The 16265-nt window shown below is 70.6% G+C and carries 9 protein-coding genes; 2 read left to right on the forward strand and 7 right to left on the reverse strand.

Annotated features, from left to right (window positions below):
• From D000_RS0112710 to D000_RS0112735, 6 genes are all read right to left on the reverse strand, one after another.
• A partial coding sequence (locus D000_RS0112710) for a transposase (RefSeq protein ID WP_018873764.1) occupies nucleotides 1–475 on the reverse strand: 475 nt, incomplete at its 3' end.
• 403 nt (nucleotides 476–878) lie between these two features.
• On the reverse strand, nucleotides 879–2987 hold the full coding sequence (recD, locus tag D000_RS0112715) for an exodeoxyribonuclease V subunit alpha (RefSeq protein WP_018873911.1): 2109 nt from the start codon (nucleotides 2985–2987) through the stop codon (nucleotides 879–881).
• The gene (recB, locus tag D000_RS0112720) at nucleotides 2984–6727 is read right to left on the reverse strand and encodes an exodeoxyribonuclease V subunit beta (protein WP_018873912.1); all 3744 of its coding nucleotides are present in this window, start codon (nucleotides 6725–6727) and stop codon (nucleotides 2984–2986) included. Before recB ends, recD begins: the two co-directional genes overlap by 4 nt.
• The gene (gene recC, locus D000_RS0112725) at nucleotides 6724–10281 is read right to left on the reverse strand and encodes an exodeoxyribonuclease V subunit gamma (protein ID WP_018873913.1); all 3558 of its coding nucleotides are present in this window, start codon (nucleotides 10279–10281) and stop codon (nucleotides 6724–6726) included. The genes recB and recC overlap by 4 nt, the downstream gene beginning before the upstream one ends.
• A gap of 140 nt (nucleotides 10282–10421) precedes the next feature.
• A complete protein-coding gene (locus D000_RS0112730) occupies nucleotides 10422–13736 on the reverse strand; it encodes an EAL domain-containing protein (RefSeq protein WP_026279997.1) in 3315 nt (1104 codons plus the stop codon).
• A 290-nt stretch (nucleotides 13737–14026) separates the two neighbouring features.
• Nucleotides 14027–14527, reverse strand: coding sequence for a DUF302 domain-containing protein (locus D000_RS0112735; RefSeq protein ID WP_026279998.1), 501 nt, complete (start codon nucleotides 14525–14527; stop codon nucleotides 14027–14029).
• A 209-nt stretch (nucleotides 14528–14736) separates the two neighbouring features.
• On the opposite strand from D000_RS0112735, the gene D000_RS0112740 reads away from it, so the two are divergent.
• The gene (locus D000_RS0112740) at nucleotides 14737–14961 is read left to right on the forward strand and encodes a hypothetical protein (RefSeq protein ID WP_018873916.1); all 225 of its coding nucleotides are present in this window, start codon (nucleotides 14737–14739) and stop codon (nucleotides 14959–14961) included.
• Nucleotides 14962–15011: 50 nt separating this feature from the next.
• The gene (locus tag D000_RS0112745) at nucleotides 15012–15218 is read left to right on the forward strand and encodes a hypothetical protein (protein ID WP_018873917.1); all 207 of its coding nucleotides are present in this window, start codon (nucleotides 15012–15014) and stop codon (nucleotides 15216–15218) included.
• 814 nt (nucleotides 15219–16032) lie between these two features.
• On the opposite strand, the gene D000_RS0112750 is transcribed toward D000_RS0112745, so the two are convergent.
• On the reverse strand, nucleotides 16033–16265 hold a 233-nt coding region (locus tag D000_RS0112750; RefSeq protein ID WP_018873337.1), incomplete at its 5' end, for an integrase core domain-containing protein.

Here is a 16265-nt window from a genome sequence, read left to right on the forward strand (position 1 = left end):
CCGGTGCGCAGGCACGGTTCTTGGCCTGAACCCGCTGCGCGAGCAGATCCTGGCGATGGCGTACGAGTTCTCCCAGGGCCTCATGCTCCGGACAGGGCGGGTGCCACCGACGCAAGTGCGTATCCCGCTCGGCGGCGTAGCGAGCCAGCCACACCGCATCGGTGGCATCCGTCTTGGCGCGTCCGCCATGGGAGGCGATAAAGGCCTTCACCCGGCTCGCATCCGCACAATGAATCGGCAGGTTCAGTTCCGTTGCGATGTCCAGAACCGGACGTTCGTAGCCACCGGTCGTCTCACACACAGCCAGATCGTGGCCCACGAAGGCTGAGAGAGCCCTGCGCAGAGCATCGGGTCGGTTCTCGACCTTGAAGGTGCGCCCCGCGTGCCGATCATGAATCACGACATGGGCCTTGCCCACGTCGATCCCCAGGCAGCGCAGCGCGTCGGTGTTGGCGTTCCAATGGGTATCAGGCATGATGAAATCTCGGCTTCGGATTGTCTGCGGGCGCGCGGATGCGGCCCCACCAAGTCAACAAGCGAAAGAAGCCGGCCCGCCGCCGGACCGTGATGACGACGGGCGAATGCCCCATCCCGGATCGGTCGCGGAGGCGGGAGCGAGCCTGGGGCCGGCCAGCCCCAGGCTCACATCCGACCACCTCCTTTATCCCACATCTGCAACAGACAATCCCGGCCGCCGCACCATCCCCGTCATCCCGGCCGCCGCACCATCCCTGTCATCCCGGCCGCAGCGCAGCGAAGAGCCGGGATCTCCCGCGTCGGATACACACCAAGCCCTGGGCGGCCCCCAACGCACGAGATCCCGGATAACCGCTGCGCGGTGTCCGGGATGACACTACGGGCTCCGGCTCCCCCTCCCGCTACAGCGGATCGTCCAGCCAGCGGCGCAGGCCGCCGCTGCGGCGAATCTGGCGCTGGCCCGCCGCGGCCAGGGTGCCCGCGCGCGGCTCCAGCAGGCTGAACCAGCGCCGGGCGCGGGTGATCGCGGTGTAGGCAAGTTCGCGGGTGAGGATCGGGCTGTCCGCCTCCGGCAGCACCAGCGCGACATGCTCGAACTCCGAGCCCTGCGCCTTGTGCACCGTCAGCGCAAAGGCGGTCTCGACGGCCTCCAGCCGATTCGGCAGCACCCAGCGCACCCGCTCCCCCGCCGCCAGGAAGGCGACCCGCAGCAGCGGGGCCTCCGCCACGCCCGCGGGTGCCTCCGGCTCGCCCCGCGCCAGCCACGCCGGCACCGCCAGGGCAATGCCGATATCGCCGTTGATCAGCCCCAGCGCATAGTCGTTACGGGTCACGATCACCGGGCGCCCCTCGAACCACGGCCCCTGCGCCCCGCTGCCGCCGTCCCGCGGGCCATCCACCGCCAGCAGGCCCCGCGCCTGCAGCGCCGCGGTCACCCGGCGATTCAGTGTCTCCAGCCCCCACGGGCCCCGCCGTACCGCGCACAACAGCTGGAAGCGCCCGTGCGCCGCCAGTACGTCACGTGCCCAGTCCTCCCAGGCCCCACGGGCCGCCGCCGGCGCCGGGCGCGCCGCGGCCAGGCCCTGCAGATAGCCCGCATAACCCACCGCCTCGCCCTCGGGCGCATCCGCGCGACCATCCATCGCGAGCTCCACCAGGGCCGGGTCCTCGGGCCCGGCGAGAGTCGCCTGCCACACGGCCGCATCGGTCTCCACCCGCTGCGGGGCGGCGCCTGCGTTGACCGCGGCGGCCAGACGCCCGATCCCGCTGTCGGCACCAAACCGGTGGCTCTCGCGCAGCATCACGATGTGCTGGTCCAGCACCTGGCCGTCGGCGTCCTGCATGGCCTCGGGCACGCCGATGCCGGTGACGGCCTGCAGCCATTGCGCGGTGGCGGGCGTGTAGTGCCCGTCCCCGGCGCGGTGGCACAGCTCGCCCAGCACCGCGCCGGCCTCCACCGAGGCCAGCTGGTCGCGGTCCCCGAGCAGGATCAGCCGCGCCGTGCGCGGCACCGCCGCGACCAGGCTGGCCATCAGCTCCAGGTCGATCATCGAGGCCTCGTCCACCACCAGCACGTCCAGCGCCAGCGGATTGCGCGCCCCGTGGCGGAAATGCCGGGTATCCGGCCGCGCCCCCAGCAGGCGGTGCACGGTGACCACCTCGGCCGGCAGGTTTCGGCGCAACGCCGCCCCGTCCGGCAGCGTTTCCAGCCCCAGCCGGTCCAGCGCCCCGCTCACCGAGGCGTTCAGCCGGGCCGCGGCCTTGCCGGTCGGTGCCGCGAGGCGGATACGCAACGGATCGTCCGCGCCCTGCAGCCCCTGCAGCAGCGCCAGCAGCCGCAGCACGGTGGTGGTCTTGCCGGTGCCCGGCCCGCCGGTGATCACACTGAAGCCGGAGCCGGCCGCCAGCGCGCAGGCCAGGCGCTGCCAGTCGGGCGCGGCTGCGCCCGCCGGCGGCCCGAACAGCCAGTCCAGCCACTCCCGTGCTGCCACCGGGTCCAGCGCCGCCTGCCAGGTCTCGCGGTCCGCGAGCCGCAGGCGAATCGCCTGGCCGATGCGGCGCTCCGCCTCCCAGTAGCGGCGCAGATAGACCTGCTCCCCGGTACAGACCAGCGGCGTGGTCCCCACCGCCTCCGGGCCGGCCAGCGCACTGGCGCGCAGGGCCTGTACCACCGCGTCGGGCTGGACCCCCTGCAGCACCTGCGACGGCCGCGGCGGCGGGCGCGCACCCGCCGCGCCCTCCGGCGGCAGGGCCAGGGTGTGATCGGGGGCCTTCAGCAGGGGTTCCAGATCCAGACAGACATGGCCCCGCCCCACCTGATGGCTGGCCAGGGCTGCCAGCAGCAACGCCAGGGGCGACGCGTCCGGGGCCTGCTCGTGCAGGAAACGCACCAGCGCCCGATCCACGCCGCGCAGCCAGCCGGCCGCCTCCCAGTCGCCCAGCAGCGCCAGCAGTGCCTCCACCGAGCCCAGCGCGGGGCTCGGCACGGCGTCGTGCCCCGGCGCACTCATGCCGCCCCCTCCCGGCCCGAATCGCCATGACCCGAATCGCCATGGCCCGGGCTGGTATTGGCCGGGCCGCCATGGGCCATCCAGGTATCCAGCTGTTCGATCAGCTCCCGCGGCGGACAGTGGTGGAACACGCCGTGTCCGGGGGCATCCACACCGCGCAGGAACAGGTACACGCCACCGCCCATGTGGCGGTCGTAGTCGTAGCCGGGCAGCCGCGCCTGCAGCTGGCGATGCAGGGCCAGGGTGTAGAGCACCAGCTGCAGGTCGTAGCGGTGCTCGAGCACCGCCGCGCGCAGCCGCTCCGCGGTGTAGGCCCTGCCCGAGGTGCCCAGCCAGTTGGACTTGTAGTCAGCCACGTAATAGCGGCCCTCGTGTTCGAACACCAGGTCAACAAAGCCCTTGAGCATGCCATTCAGGGTCACGTTGCCCAGCGGGGGCCGTACCGCGCCCGGCAGGATGCTGGCGCGCACCTCGCCGTCCAGATCCTCTGCCTTCAGGTTGCGCGCCGGGTACAGGAATTCCAGCTCCGGCTGATAGCGCGCCAGCGCACCCAGGTTAAAGTGCCCGCCGCCCTCCAGCGGAAACGCGGCCGTCAGCAGCTGCTGCATCCAGTCGTTCACGATCGCCGACCACTCCCCCCAGCCTTGCCGTTCACAGCGGGCCTCCACCTCGCGCACGAGGCGCTCGGGATGCGCCACCTGCGCGGCCAGCCCCTGCTGCGCGGCCCACTCCAGCAACCCGTGCAGGAAGGTCCCCGGGCCCGGCCCGCGCGGAAATGCATGCAGGCCATGGGCCGAGCCGGGCTCCTCCAGTTCCCCCGGCTCCGGCATGGCGCGCCCGGCATCCGCCACCCCCTCGCGCAGCACGTCCTCGCGCGCCGAGCCCGGGGCGATCGGCGCCACGCCGTCGTCATGGGCTGCGATGGCGCTGTAGCTGGCCACCCACCAGCGCTCGAAGCCGCGCGCGGGCGGCTCCCGCGCCGGCCCGGTGGCGACCGCGTCGACCGCCCCCCGCACGCAGGCGGTGCTGGCCTCGGGCAGCGGGCCGACCCGGACCGCCGGCGCGGCGCCCGCCGCGGCCTGCAGCGCCGCCTCCAGTGCCCCGGCCTCGACCCCGTCCGGGCCTGCCAGCAGGTAGCCGGCCGCGGTCTGATGGAACTGGTTGCGCTTGCCGTTCCCGGAGACGACCGGCGCAATCCCCAGCCAGCAGGCGTGGCGCGCCCGCGTCATGCCGACATACAGCAGGCGCAGGTCCTCGGCCAGGCGCTCGCGCTCGGCGCGCTCGTACACCGCAGCATCCATGCTGAACACCCAGCGCGCCCCGCCCTGCGGCGGGTGATCGCGCCAGGGCACGTCCTTCTTCGCATCCGTCAGCCGGAAGCTGCAGGCAAACGGCAGGAACACCAGCGGGTACTCCAGGCCCTTGGACTTGTGCAGCGTCACCACCTTCACCAGGTCCTCGTCGCTCTCCAGACGCAGGATCTGCTCGTCGCCGGTCTCGCCGTCCCCGGCGCGGTGTTCCAGCAGATGCCGGATCAGGGCCTGCTCGCCATCCAGTTCCGCCGCCGCCTGCTGCAACAGCTCGCTCAGATGCAGCAGGTTGGTCAGCGCGCGCTCACCCTCGGCCGTGGCACGCAAGCGCCGCGGCACCTCGAAGTCGTGCAGCAGCCGCCGCAGCATCGGCAGCACCCCGCGCGACTGCCACAGGCGCCGGTAGTCGCGGAACTGCTCCACCCGCGCCTCCCAGGCCAGTTCGTCCACCGTCAGCCGGTGCAGCTCGCCCAGCGACTGGCCCAGCGTCGCGGTCGCCAGCGCCGCGCGCAGCAGGCGTTCGCTGGTCGGCTCGGCACAGGCCCGCAGCCAGCGCAGCAGGTCCCCGGCCTCGTCAGTCGCGTACACCGACTCGCGATCCGACAGATACACGCTGCGCACGCCCCGCTGGCGCAGCGCGCCGCGGATCGCATCGGCCTCCGCGCGCCCGCGCACCAGCACCGCCATGTCGCGCGGGCGCAGTGCGCTCAGCCGCTCGCCCCTGCGGAAGCCGCAGGTCCCGTCCGCGCCGGCATTCAGCAGCTCCACCATGTAGCTGGCACAGGCCTGCGCCATGCGTTCGCGATAGGCCCCCTTGGGCACCGGCGTGCCCGGGTCGTCGCACCACAGGGTCACGGCCGGCAGCGCCTGCCCGGCCTGCTCCAGCACCTCCGGGCGCCCCTGGGCGCCCACCGCCACGAACGGCAGCGGGTTGTCATCCTCGCCGCGGAACAGGAAGGCGCCGTCCGCCCAGCCCTCCGCGTGCTGGAACAGCCGGTTCACGCCATCCACCAGGGCCTTGGTGGAGCGGAAATTGCGCCCAAGCGTGTAGTGCCGCCCGGCGGTAGCCGCCCGCGCCGCCAGGTAGGTATGGATATCGGCGCCGCGAAAGCCGTAGATCGACTGTTTCGGGTCGCCGATCAGCAAGACCCCGCGATCGCGCGGGTTCGCGTCGATGCCGTACACACGCTGGAAGATCCGGTACTGCACCGGATCGGTATCCTGGAACTCGTCCACCAGCGCCACCGGGAACTGGGTGCGCAGGGTCGCGGCCAGGTGCTCGCCGCCCGGCCCGTCGAGGGCATCGCGCAGCCGCGTCAGCAGGTCATTGAAACCCATCTGCGCGCGCTGGCGCTGGGCCTGGCGGAAGCGCGCGTCCACCTGGCGCGCCGCCGCCTGCAACAGGCGCTCGCGGTCATCCACGCAGACCTCGGCATGGGCATCCAGCGCCACAAAGGCCGGGTGCAGATCCTCCGGCAACGCCTGGCCGCCCTTCAGCCGGTCCCGCATGCCGGCCGCGCTCAGACGCTCGAGCACGGACTCCTTCCCGACGCCCGCGGGCCGCAGGGCACCCGGGTCCTCGGCCCATTCGTGCATCACGTTCAGCAGCTTGTCCGGGCTGGCGTACTTGCGACTGTCGAGCACAGTCCCGCGCAGCGCCTCGAACTGCTCCTTGATCGCCGCGAAGTCCTCGCGCCACGCGCGCTTCATCGCCTCCAGCCGCGCCAGCTTGCGCCCCAGGGCGGTCTCCAGGCCTTCCGGGCTCTCCAGCTCCGCGTCCGCCGCATCCGCGGGCAAATGCCCGACAAGCGGCCGGATCTTCTGCAACAGGGTCTCGGGATCGGGCCCGAAGGCATTGCGCACCAGGACCAGTTGCGCCGGCGGCTGCGGATAGACAAAGCGGCGCCAGTAGTCGCGCGACGCCTCGGCCAGCAGCTCCTGCTGATCGCTCGCCAGGTCCTGGGTAAACAGGCTCCCGCTGTCGAAGGCGTGCTCGCGCAGCATGCGGTAGCACCAGCCGTGGATGGTGGAGACCGCGGCCTCGTCCATCCACTCCGCCGCCAGCTCCAGCCGGCGTGCCGCGCCCGGCCGCTCCGCCTCGGTGTATTCGTCGCGCAGCTGCGTGTGGATGTCCTGCACGCCCGGCACCGTGCCCGGGTCCTGCGCGCGGAACACCCGCGCCGCGGTCGCCAGCGCGTCGCGGATGCGGCTGCGCAACTCCTGGGTCGCCGCTTCGGTAAAGGTCATCACCAGGATCTGCGGCGGCGTCAGCGCCTGCGTACCCTCGGGCAGTTCGCCATGCCCCAGCACCAGGCGCAGATACAGCGCGGCGATGGTGTAGGTCTTGCCGGTGCCGGCACTGGCCTCGATCAGGCGACTGCCGTGCAGGGGCAACCCCAGCAGGTCCAGCTCTTGGGCCCGGGTCGTCATGCCGCATCCTCCGTTCGGTTCAGCACCACGAACAGCGGCCGGTACAAGCGGTCGCGCCAGAGCCCAAAATCGGGATCATCCAGCAGGGTCTCCGGGTCCGGCCAGGCCCGGGCCAGTGCCGGACTGCGCGACCATTCACCGGCCATGAAATCGCTCCCGCGCAGGGTGCGCAGCGCGACCTCCCACGGGTCCCTGTCGGCCGCCTCGGCCACCAGCCAGGCAAAACCGGCGCCACAGGCCAGCGGCAGCGGCCGTTCCTGGCCTGCCACCCAGGCCTCGAGCAGGGTCGCCAGCAGTTCCTCGGCCAGGCCCGCCTCCAGCCCCGGAAGCTGCAGCTGCGTATCCAGCGCGACCAGTTCGGAGCCGACTCCGCCATCCCCCGTATTGGCCAGAAGATGCAGTACCCAGGGCACCATCAGTTTGTCGAAGCGCCAGGACTTGCCATCGGCGATGCGGCTGGCGCTGTAGTCGAGGCATACCCGTGCGTGCGCGTTCCCGCGCAGCGCCGGCGGCACGGCCTCCAGGCTCCAGTGCGCGCACTCCAGCCGCAGCGGGCGGCCCGCGGGCAGCACGTCCGGATATTCGGCGTGGCGCGCACCGATCCGCTCCAGCAGCCGCTCGGCCTCGGCCACCATCGCCTCGCGCTCGAGCGCCCCCGCCGCCCCCAGCGGCAGCCGCCCGGCGCGCTGCAGGCGGGCCGACTCCGTGGCGAGGATCGCCGGCCAGGCGGTCGGGTCGGTGGTGGTCTCCAGCGCGGCTGCGACCAGGTGCTGACGCACCTGCCACTGTTCCAGCCCGTCCAGCCCGAACGGCTCCAGATCCGCGCCGGGCGGATCCTCCTCGTCGAAGAACACCCCCAGGCGGTGCCGGAAGAACGCCTCCACCGGGAAGCGAAGAAAGCGCGCCAGGGCCTCCGGCCCTACCGCACGCGGCTCGCGCTCCGCCTCCAGTAGCGGCACCGGGGCACCCGCGGCTGCGGTCTCCGCGGCGGCCTCCGGCGCCGGGTTATGCACCGCCTCCCACTCGCGCGCAAAGGTGTAATGCCGCGCACCTTCGGGCGCCAGCGGGAAATTCTGCGGCGAGAACGGCTGCAGCGGATGCTCCAGGGTCAGGTGGCGGACCAGCGCCTGCCCCGGGTCGGTTGCCTCGGTGTCGTTCACGCTTGCCAGCCCGGCACCTGCCCCGAGTTCGCCCTCCACGACGTCCGGCGCGGCCAGGCTCCAGCCGGCGGCCAGGTGATCGCGCAACTGCCCAACCAGCACCGAGGGTGGCCGCGACTCGTTGTCGCGCACATGCCGACCCACCCAGCTCACATGCAGCTGGCGGCGCGCGGAGAGCAGCGCCTCCAGGAACAAGTAGCGGTCGTCCTCGCGCCGCGAGCGATCGCCCGGGCGGTAGTCCTGCGCCATCAGGTCAAAGTCCACCGGCGTCGGGCTGCGCGGGTAGTCGCCGTCGTTCATGCCCAGCAGGCAGACCACCTGGAACGGGATCGCCCGCATCGGCATCAGGGTGCAGAAGTTCACCGAACCGGCAAGGAAGCGCTGCCCCACCCCGGAGTCGTCCTGGCTCGCCAGCCACTGCTCGCGCACCACCGCCAGCGGCAGCGGCTCCTCCAGCGCGGCCGCGGCGCAGTCCTCGCGCCACTGCTCCAGCGCATCGCGCAGTTTCTCCACCGTCTCCAGCTCGGCATCCGTCCCGGGATCGAAGAAGTCCACCAGCAGGCCGCCCAGACGGCGGGCCCAGTCCTCCGGCGCATGCGGCTGGCGCAGCCACTCCCAGGCCGCCTCCAGCGCGCGGATCAGCGCCTCCAGCGGCCCCAGCAGCGCCGCACTCAGCCCGCCGATCTCGTCGAACGGCTCGATGTCCTGCCACGGGCCCTGATCCCCCAGCGCATAGCCCAGCAGCATGCGCCGCAGGCCAAACCGCCAGGTGTTCTGGTCCAGCCCCTCGGGCAGGCCCAGGCCGGCGCGCTGGGTGGCCGCCAGCCCCCAGCGCACGCCCGCGCCCTCGGCCCAGCGGTGCAGCTGCATCAGGTCCTCCTCCGCGATCCCGAAGCGCCGGCGGACTGCCGGGACATCCAGCAGGTCCAGCAGCTCGCCGACGCCCATGCGGCTCTCCGGCAGCCCCAGCAGCTGCTCCAGCGCGATCAGCACCGGGTCGCGCCCGCGCGGGCCCTGATCGGACAGGGTGTAGGGGATGTAGCGCCGGTCGTGGCGATCCGGCTGGCCGAATACCGCCTCGATATGCGGGGCGTACTGGTCGATATCCGGCACCATCACGATCACGTCGCGGGGGCGCAGCGTCGAATCGCTCTTGAAGTGGTCCAGCAGGCGGTCGTGCAGCAGCTCCACCTCGCGCAGCGGGCCGTGGGCGACATGGAACTGCAGGGAACGGTCGTCGCGCCCGACCGGCGGCCAGAGATCCCGGGTCTCGGCCAGCGGGCGCAGGGCCCGGATATCGTCCTGCAGCTGGTGCAGCAGGCAGTCTCCGGGGCCGCGCTCCCCGTGCGCTTCGAACACGTCGACCCGCTCCCGCGACCAGTCCACCGCGCCCAGCACACGGTCGTAATTTGCCGGGTCGTCGTGTTCGTCCAGCAGGCCGATATAGTCGCGGCCCTGCTTGCCCCAGGCGGCCAGCAGCGGATGGGCATGGTTGTGCAGATCCGCCGCCTCCAGGGTCTCGGGCATCCCCGCCTTGCGCGCCTGGCGCCGGCGCTGCGCGCGCAGCAGGTCCTTGTCGGCGACGATGTCGGCCCAGTAGTACTGGCAGGGGTTGTGCACGCACACCAGCACCTGGCAGAAACGCGCCAGGCCCTCCAGGGCCTCCAGGATCTGCCCCGGCAGGGACGAGATGCCGAACACGATGATCCGCCGCGGCAGTGCGGCCGGGCGCGTCTCCAGCGTGCGTACCGCCTCCAGATAGCGCGCGTGCACCGCGGCGCGGCTGACCCCCTCCAGCACCGGGCCAATATCGGCCTGCAGCAGCCGCCACAGCTCGGCCTGCCAGCACTGCCCCGGCGCCAGCGCGCGCGCCTGGCCGCGGGTGTCGCGCAGGACATCCTGCCTGGCCGCCCAGTCCATCAGCCAGTCGGCCCGGTAGACCTGGTACTGGTCGAGCAGGTCGGCCAGGCGCTCGGCCAGCTGGAAGCGCTTGCGCAGGTCACCGCCCCGCCCCGGATCGTCGTCCTGCAGGAAGCGGTGCAGCGGGGCGAATGCCTCGCGCTCCAGGCATTCCGGCAGCAGCCGCATCAGGCGCCAGGTCAGCGGGCGCTTGGCATAGGGCGACTCCTGCGGCACCGCGTCGGCCCCCAGCACCGCGCGATAGGCCGACCACACAAAGCGCGACGGCAGCTGCATGTCCAGCGCCGCCGCGATCCCGCAGCCCGGTGGTGTCGCATCCGGCGGCGCGGCCAGGGCCAGGCGCAGCCACTGCGCCATGCCATTGCTCTGCACCAGAATGGTCTCGTTCTCCAGCGGCGCCAGCGGGGCCTTGCGGATCCACTCCACCGCCAGGGTGCGCAGCGACTCCAGATGATTCCCGTGCAGCACCACCATCCCTGGCTGCAATTGATCCGTTTCCACCGTTCCCCCAGGCACCTCGAAGACCTGCCCCTACCCTACCACTCCCAAACGACCATTCCTGCCGCCCGCCGTTATCGGCATCCGCCAGCCCGCGACTGCCGCGCGCGGGCGGGTCAGGGTCTTTCCAGCAGGCGCGCGAACTGGTCCGCCGGCAGCGGGCGGCTGGCGTAGTAGCCCTGGTAATGGTCACAGCCAAGGTCCTTCAGTACCGCCAGCTGCTTGGCGGTCTCCACGCCTTCCGCGAGCACCGTCATCCCCAGACCGTGGCCCAGTCCGACAATGGAGCGTGCGATCGAACGATCGTCCGAATGCCCCGCGTCCGCCGCATCCGCCAGGCCGTCGACAAAGCTCTTGTCGATCTTGAGCGTGTCCACCGGGAAGCGCTTGAGCTGCGCCATGGACGAATAGCCGGTGCCGAAGTCATCGATGGCGAAGTGCACGCCGCGCTCGCGCAGCCGTTTCAGGATCCGCCGCGCGCGCCCGGGGTCCGCCATCAGCGCGGACTCGGTGATCTCGAGTTCCAGCTGATCCGCCGGGAAGTCGAACTCCTCCAGCAGCTGCCCCACCTGCTGGTCGATCGGTACGCGCTGGAACTGCAGCGCGGAGACATTCACCGCCAGGCGCAGCGACGGATAACCGGCCGCGCGCCAGTGATACCCCTGCTCGATGACCCGGCGCAGCACCCAGGCCCCCAGCTCCACGATCAGGCCCGTCTGCTCCGCCAGCGGGATGAAGCGCCCGGGCGATACCGGGCCAAGCTCCGGATCGGTCCAGCGCAGCAGCGCCTCGGCGCCCAGCAGTTCGCCTTGGTCCACGCCGTACTGGGGCTGGTAATGCACCTCCAGCGCATCCGCCTCGATCGCCCGGCGCAGGCGCGCGGACAGGTCGATGCGTTCGCGCGCGGCGCGGGTGAATTCGTCCGAGTAGTAGCGGTAGCCGCCACGCCCGTCGACCTTTGCCTGCGACAGCGCGGTGCTCGCGTGCTGCAGCAGGGTGTCGGCATCGGTTGCGTGATCCGGGAACATGGCGATGCCCACGGTCACCGCGATCTCGATCTCGACCCCGTCACCCAGATCCAGCGGGTGCCCCGCCTCGCGGATGATGTTCTCGGCCACCAGCGCGGCATCATCCGCATGCCCCAGGTTCTCGACCAGCACCGCGAACTCGTCGCTCGCCAGGCGCGCCACGGTATCGGCCCCGCGCCGCCCCACCTGCAGGCGCTGGGAGACCGCCTTCAGCAGTCGGTCCCCGGCCGCATGCCCGTGGCTGTCGTTGATGTCCTTGAAGCGGTCGATATCCACGAACAGCAGCGCCAGATGCCCCTGGCGCCGGCGCATCAGCGAGATCCCGTGGCTCAGGCGCGCGCGCAGCAGGCGGCGGTTCGGCAGCTCGGTCAACGGATCGTGATGCGCCAGGAAGTCGAGTTCGGCCTCGGAGGCCTTGAGCCGCGAGATGTCCGCGAACACCGACACGTAGTGCGTGAGAACGCCGCGGTCGTCGTGTACCGCGGTGATGCTCTGCAGCTCCGGGAAGACCTCGCCGTTCTTGCGCCGGTTCCAGATTTCGCCCTGCCAGTGGCCGTTCACCTGCAGATCGCGGAACAGGTTGGCGTAGAAGGCCTGGTCATGGCGCCCGGACTGGAACATCTTCGGCGTGCGCCCGACCACCTCGTCCTGGCTGTAGCCCATCAACTGGGTAAAGGCGCGGTTCACCGACAGGATGTGCGCGGTGGCATCGGTGATCACCACCCCCTCGCGGGTGTTCTCGAACACCACCGAGGCCAGGCGCTGGCGCTCCTCCTGCTCGCGGCGTTCGGTGATGTCTTCAACCGTCGCAACCACCCGGTCCAGCCCGCCCTCTGGCGTCCGGCTGGACTTGACGTCGATATCCGCGACCATCACCCGGCCATCGCGCCGCAGCAGCCGTTTCACCACGCTGTAGCCGGCGCGCTCGCCGCGCCGCATGGCGGCGTCCATCTCGGCCTCGCAGTCGCGATCCTCGGGGATCGCGAGGCGATTCCAGTCCATCCCCGCCAGCGCATCCGGGCCGTAGCCCAGCATGTCTGCCAGGCAGGTGTTCACGCGCTCCCAGCCCGCGCCCCCGGGGCCGGAGATCGCCATGCCCACAAACGGCATGTCGAAGAAGATGCCCAGCATGCGGTCCTGATCCGCATGCGCCTGCACCAGCGCCAGGTTGCGCCGCAGCCACTGCTGCCGCCACCACAGCCCCCCGGCCGCCAGCACCACCAGCCAGACAAACAGCGTGGCCCCGGCGGCCCACACCGCCTGCTGCCGCGGCGCGACCCGCAGGCCATCCAGATCCCGTTTCAGCACCAGATCCCAGCCGGCTGGCGCAAGCCCCTGCACCCCCGCGAGGAAACGCGCCTCGCCCTCGTCGAAGCGCTCGATCACCACCCCGTCCCGCGGGTGATCCAGGACCCGCTCCCGCAGCCGCGGGAACGCCGGCGGGGCCGGGATAATCACCCCGCCGGCCACGGAAATGCGCGCGATGGTGGAGCGCTGATCGCCCTCCCGCACCACGACATGCGACTGCCCGGCCCGCCCGTCGCGCGGCTCGGCCAGCGTCAGCAGCGGGTGCAGCTGCTCCAGCGTGGAGGACAACAACACCATCCCCACGACCGGGTCCTCCGGCCGGGCGCGGTCGCGCACCGGCACCGCCCAGCTGACCCGGGGGCGGCCGTCCGGATCCGCGTGCAGGATCGGCTCGCTGGTCTGCCCGCTGCGGCGCACCTCGCGCAACACGGCATCCATCTCGGCCTCTTCCAGCGCACTGCGCCCGAGCTCGATTACCGGCTGGCGATCGGCATCCAGCAGCGCCACGCCGTCGTAGTCATAGGCTGTACCCATCAGCTCCAGGCGATCCCGCACCTGACCCAGGGCCAGCGCCGAGCGCCGCTCCAGCGCCGTCACCGCGAACAGGTTGAAGCCCCGCGCCTCGGCCAGCACCACGGCATCCCCCCTGCGCTCCGCCAGCCAGCGGTCGATCACCCCGCCCTTGAGGAAGGCGGTACGCTGCAGATCCTCGCGCGCCTGTGATTCGCCCGCGGCGACCTGCCAGTGCCACGCCCCCAGGCCCACACCGGCCACCGAGCCCGCCACCGCCAGGGCCAGCAGCAGCCACGGCCAGTAGCCGAAACGCGCCAGCTCCTCGCGCGCACTGGGCACACCGGCATCTTCGCGACGGCTCGGAAACCAGCGCATCGCCAGATACAGCAGCAGCCCCGACACCAGCACGAAGCCGATCCCCTTGCCGACATTGGCGCGCGCCAGCGTGGTGGATACATCCACACCCGACCACCACGCCAGTGCCGCATCCGACAGGCCCACCCACAGCAGCCCCAACAGCACGTACGCCGCGGCAATCCACGCCGCCACGGGCGAACGCGCGCCATTCGCGTTCGTACTCACAGGGCCCACCCAACCGAGTGGCCCGCGCACACAAAAAGGCGCCGCGCCCCGAAAAACGGTTGCGCAGCGCCCCGGCGATCCGGTGTCGCGCCTGGTCGGTCAGTATTCGTCAATCTCAATATCACCTCGGCCGGCACAGCACGCCCTGTTGAAGGAGGGCACGCCCATACCCTTGCGCGCGCAAGATCCGTCCGTCATGGCGCGCGCAGGAACGGAGCAAAAAGCGGATCGCCCGCGACCGAACGGCATCCGGTCGCGGGCGATTCCTGCAGGCACTGTACCCGATTACGCTACTGCGCGATCGTCCGCTCGATGATCGCCTCGATCTCCTCGGAGGACTTCTCCATCACCTCGGCCACACCTTCCGGCATCATCGGCAGGAAGTCCGGCACGTTCATGCGCGCAATAAACACATCCCCCGCGGCATCCTGATAGATGCTCACCCGGCACGGCATGAAGGCGGAGACCGGACGGTAGGCGTCGTTCTCCAGGATCTGCGCGGAGTAACGCCCGCTGCAGACATCCAGAATCACCACCGGATCAATCGTAAAGCCGCGCTCGGAGAGCGTGCCCGCCATGTTGTTGCGGTTGAGGATGCTCCAGCCGGCCTCGGACACCTCGTGTTCAAACGCCGCTAGCGTATCCGGGAACGACAGCGGGCTGGGCGTGACCTTCACCATCTCGGGCTGGCCACCGCCGTGGCTGCCGGCTTGGGCCACACCCGCCAGCGCGAACGCCAGCAGCAGCGCCACCAGGGCAAGGAACCGCGCGGCCGGCGGCATGGTCTTCATCTCAGGCTGCATCGTGATTTCTCCTTTCCCTGCAAGCGGGAATCGATCGTGGTCACGGGCTTCTCCGGTAACGTAAGACCCGTTGATGCGCACACTATACGGGCAAACCACACAGCCCCAGTTGATGCAGATCAACCGAACAGGAATCAGACCCATTCCATTCGGGCACTACCCACGTCCCCCACGTCGCAAACGACAAGGAGATCGACATGGAAGCCACACTGAAGGAAGGCACTGTCACCCTGAAGATCGACAAGAAGACCGCCAAGGCCATCGCCGAAAACATCACCGAACTCGACGGCGAGATCAGCAACGGCGCCCGCGCCCTCGGCTCCGTACTGCAGGAAGGCGTCTACGAGCTGGAAAACGAATTCCGCCAGCCCCCGCACGCCTTCGACGAAAACGCCCCCAAGCAGCCCTCCATCGAGGACTGACGCGCCCACCACAGCCGCAACAAGCCAAACGAGAATAAAAGGAGCACGACATGCACCTGGAAAAAGCCGAAAACGGCGAACTCGTCATCACCATGCCCGAGGCCGAAGCCGCCGACACCCTGGCCACGCTGAAAAAGCGCGCCGACGAACTCGACGAATGCGAGGACCTCACCGAGGCCCTGGAAAACGTCGGCATCCAGCTCCCCGAACAACCGGACCACATCCGCCACGAATACATGCCCCCGGCCGACCACTAACCCGGCGCCAGCCCCGCCGGAGCCCGCCTGCAGGCCAAGCCCCGCCAAAGCCGCCCCCGGCAGGGGCTTCGCCGCCAAGGCGGCTCCTACAGGGGCCAGCCCAGCCCACGATCCCTCCGTGGGAGCCTGCTCGCAGGCGAAGCCCCCGCCAAAGCCGGAACCTCGACGGCGCACGGATATCTCCACCCGCGCACCGCCAGCAACGCCCAACCAGACCCATGCCCCAAAAAGAGAAAGAGCCACCCCGGCATCCTTGCCTGGGCGGCTCTTTCGAGGGCATCCCTGTCCCCGCGATCAAAACTAGCACATAAAGTAGAGGATTCCACCCCGCATGGGAAAAAAAACCCCAGCGGTCGATTTCAGACCCTCAACGGTAGATCAACACCCCGTCCGAACATCGCTCAACACCGTCGCACATCCATCCACCCGGATCCATACCCGCCCCACCAAACACCCCGTATCCCGGGTCACCCGAAGACCACATCCAGAATAACCACCGCAACCACCCCCTGTGGGAGCGGGCTCGCCCGCGAAGCCCCCGCCAAACCCAACGCAGCCCACAAGCCCATGGCATGCCCGATCACCCCGGCCAGCCCATACCTGTCGCAGCACCACCACCGTCACCCCGGCCGCAGCGCAGCGAAGGACCGGACTCCCACGCCAGCATGACCCGCCAACCGCGCCCCGCCCGGGCACCAAGATCCCGGACAACCGCAACGCGGTTTCCGGCATGACGAGCCAAAGGGTGCGCAAAGCACCCAGCGTTGCCCAGGCGTGAACCGCCCCGGGTTTCCCGGAGACCCGTTGGTTTGGGTCACGCTGCACGAACGGACCCCTGAAGTGGTTGATGGTACTGCGCTTCGATCATTGCCGGCGGTCGATACCCGTTGGATTCCAACAGGCGTCGCCGGTTGAACCAGTCGACCCACTGGAGCGTAGCCCACTCGACGTCGCGTAGATCGTTAAGACGCCCCCAGTAGGCCCGGACCTCGGTCTTGTACAGCCCGTTGATGGTCTCCGCCAGGGCGTTGTCGTAGGAGTCACCGA

It is taken from the genome of Thioalkalivibrio sp. ALJ16, assembly GCF_000377345.1.
In the GTDB taxonomy this organism is placed as follows: domain Bacteria; phylum Pseudomonadota; class Gammaproteobacteria; order Ectothiorhodospirales; family Ectothiorhodospiraceae; genus Thioalkalivibrio.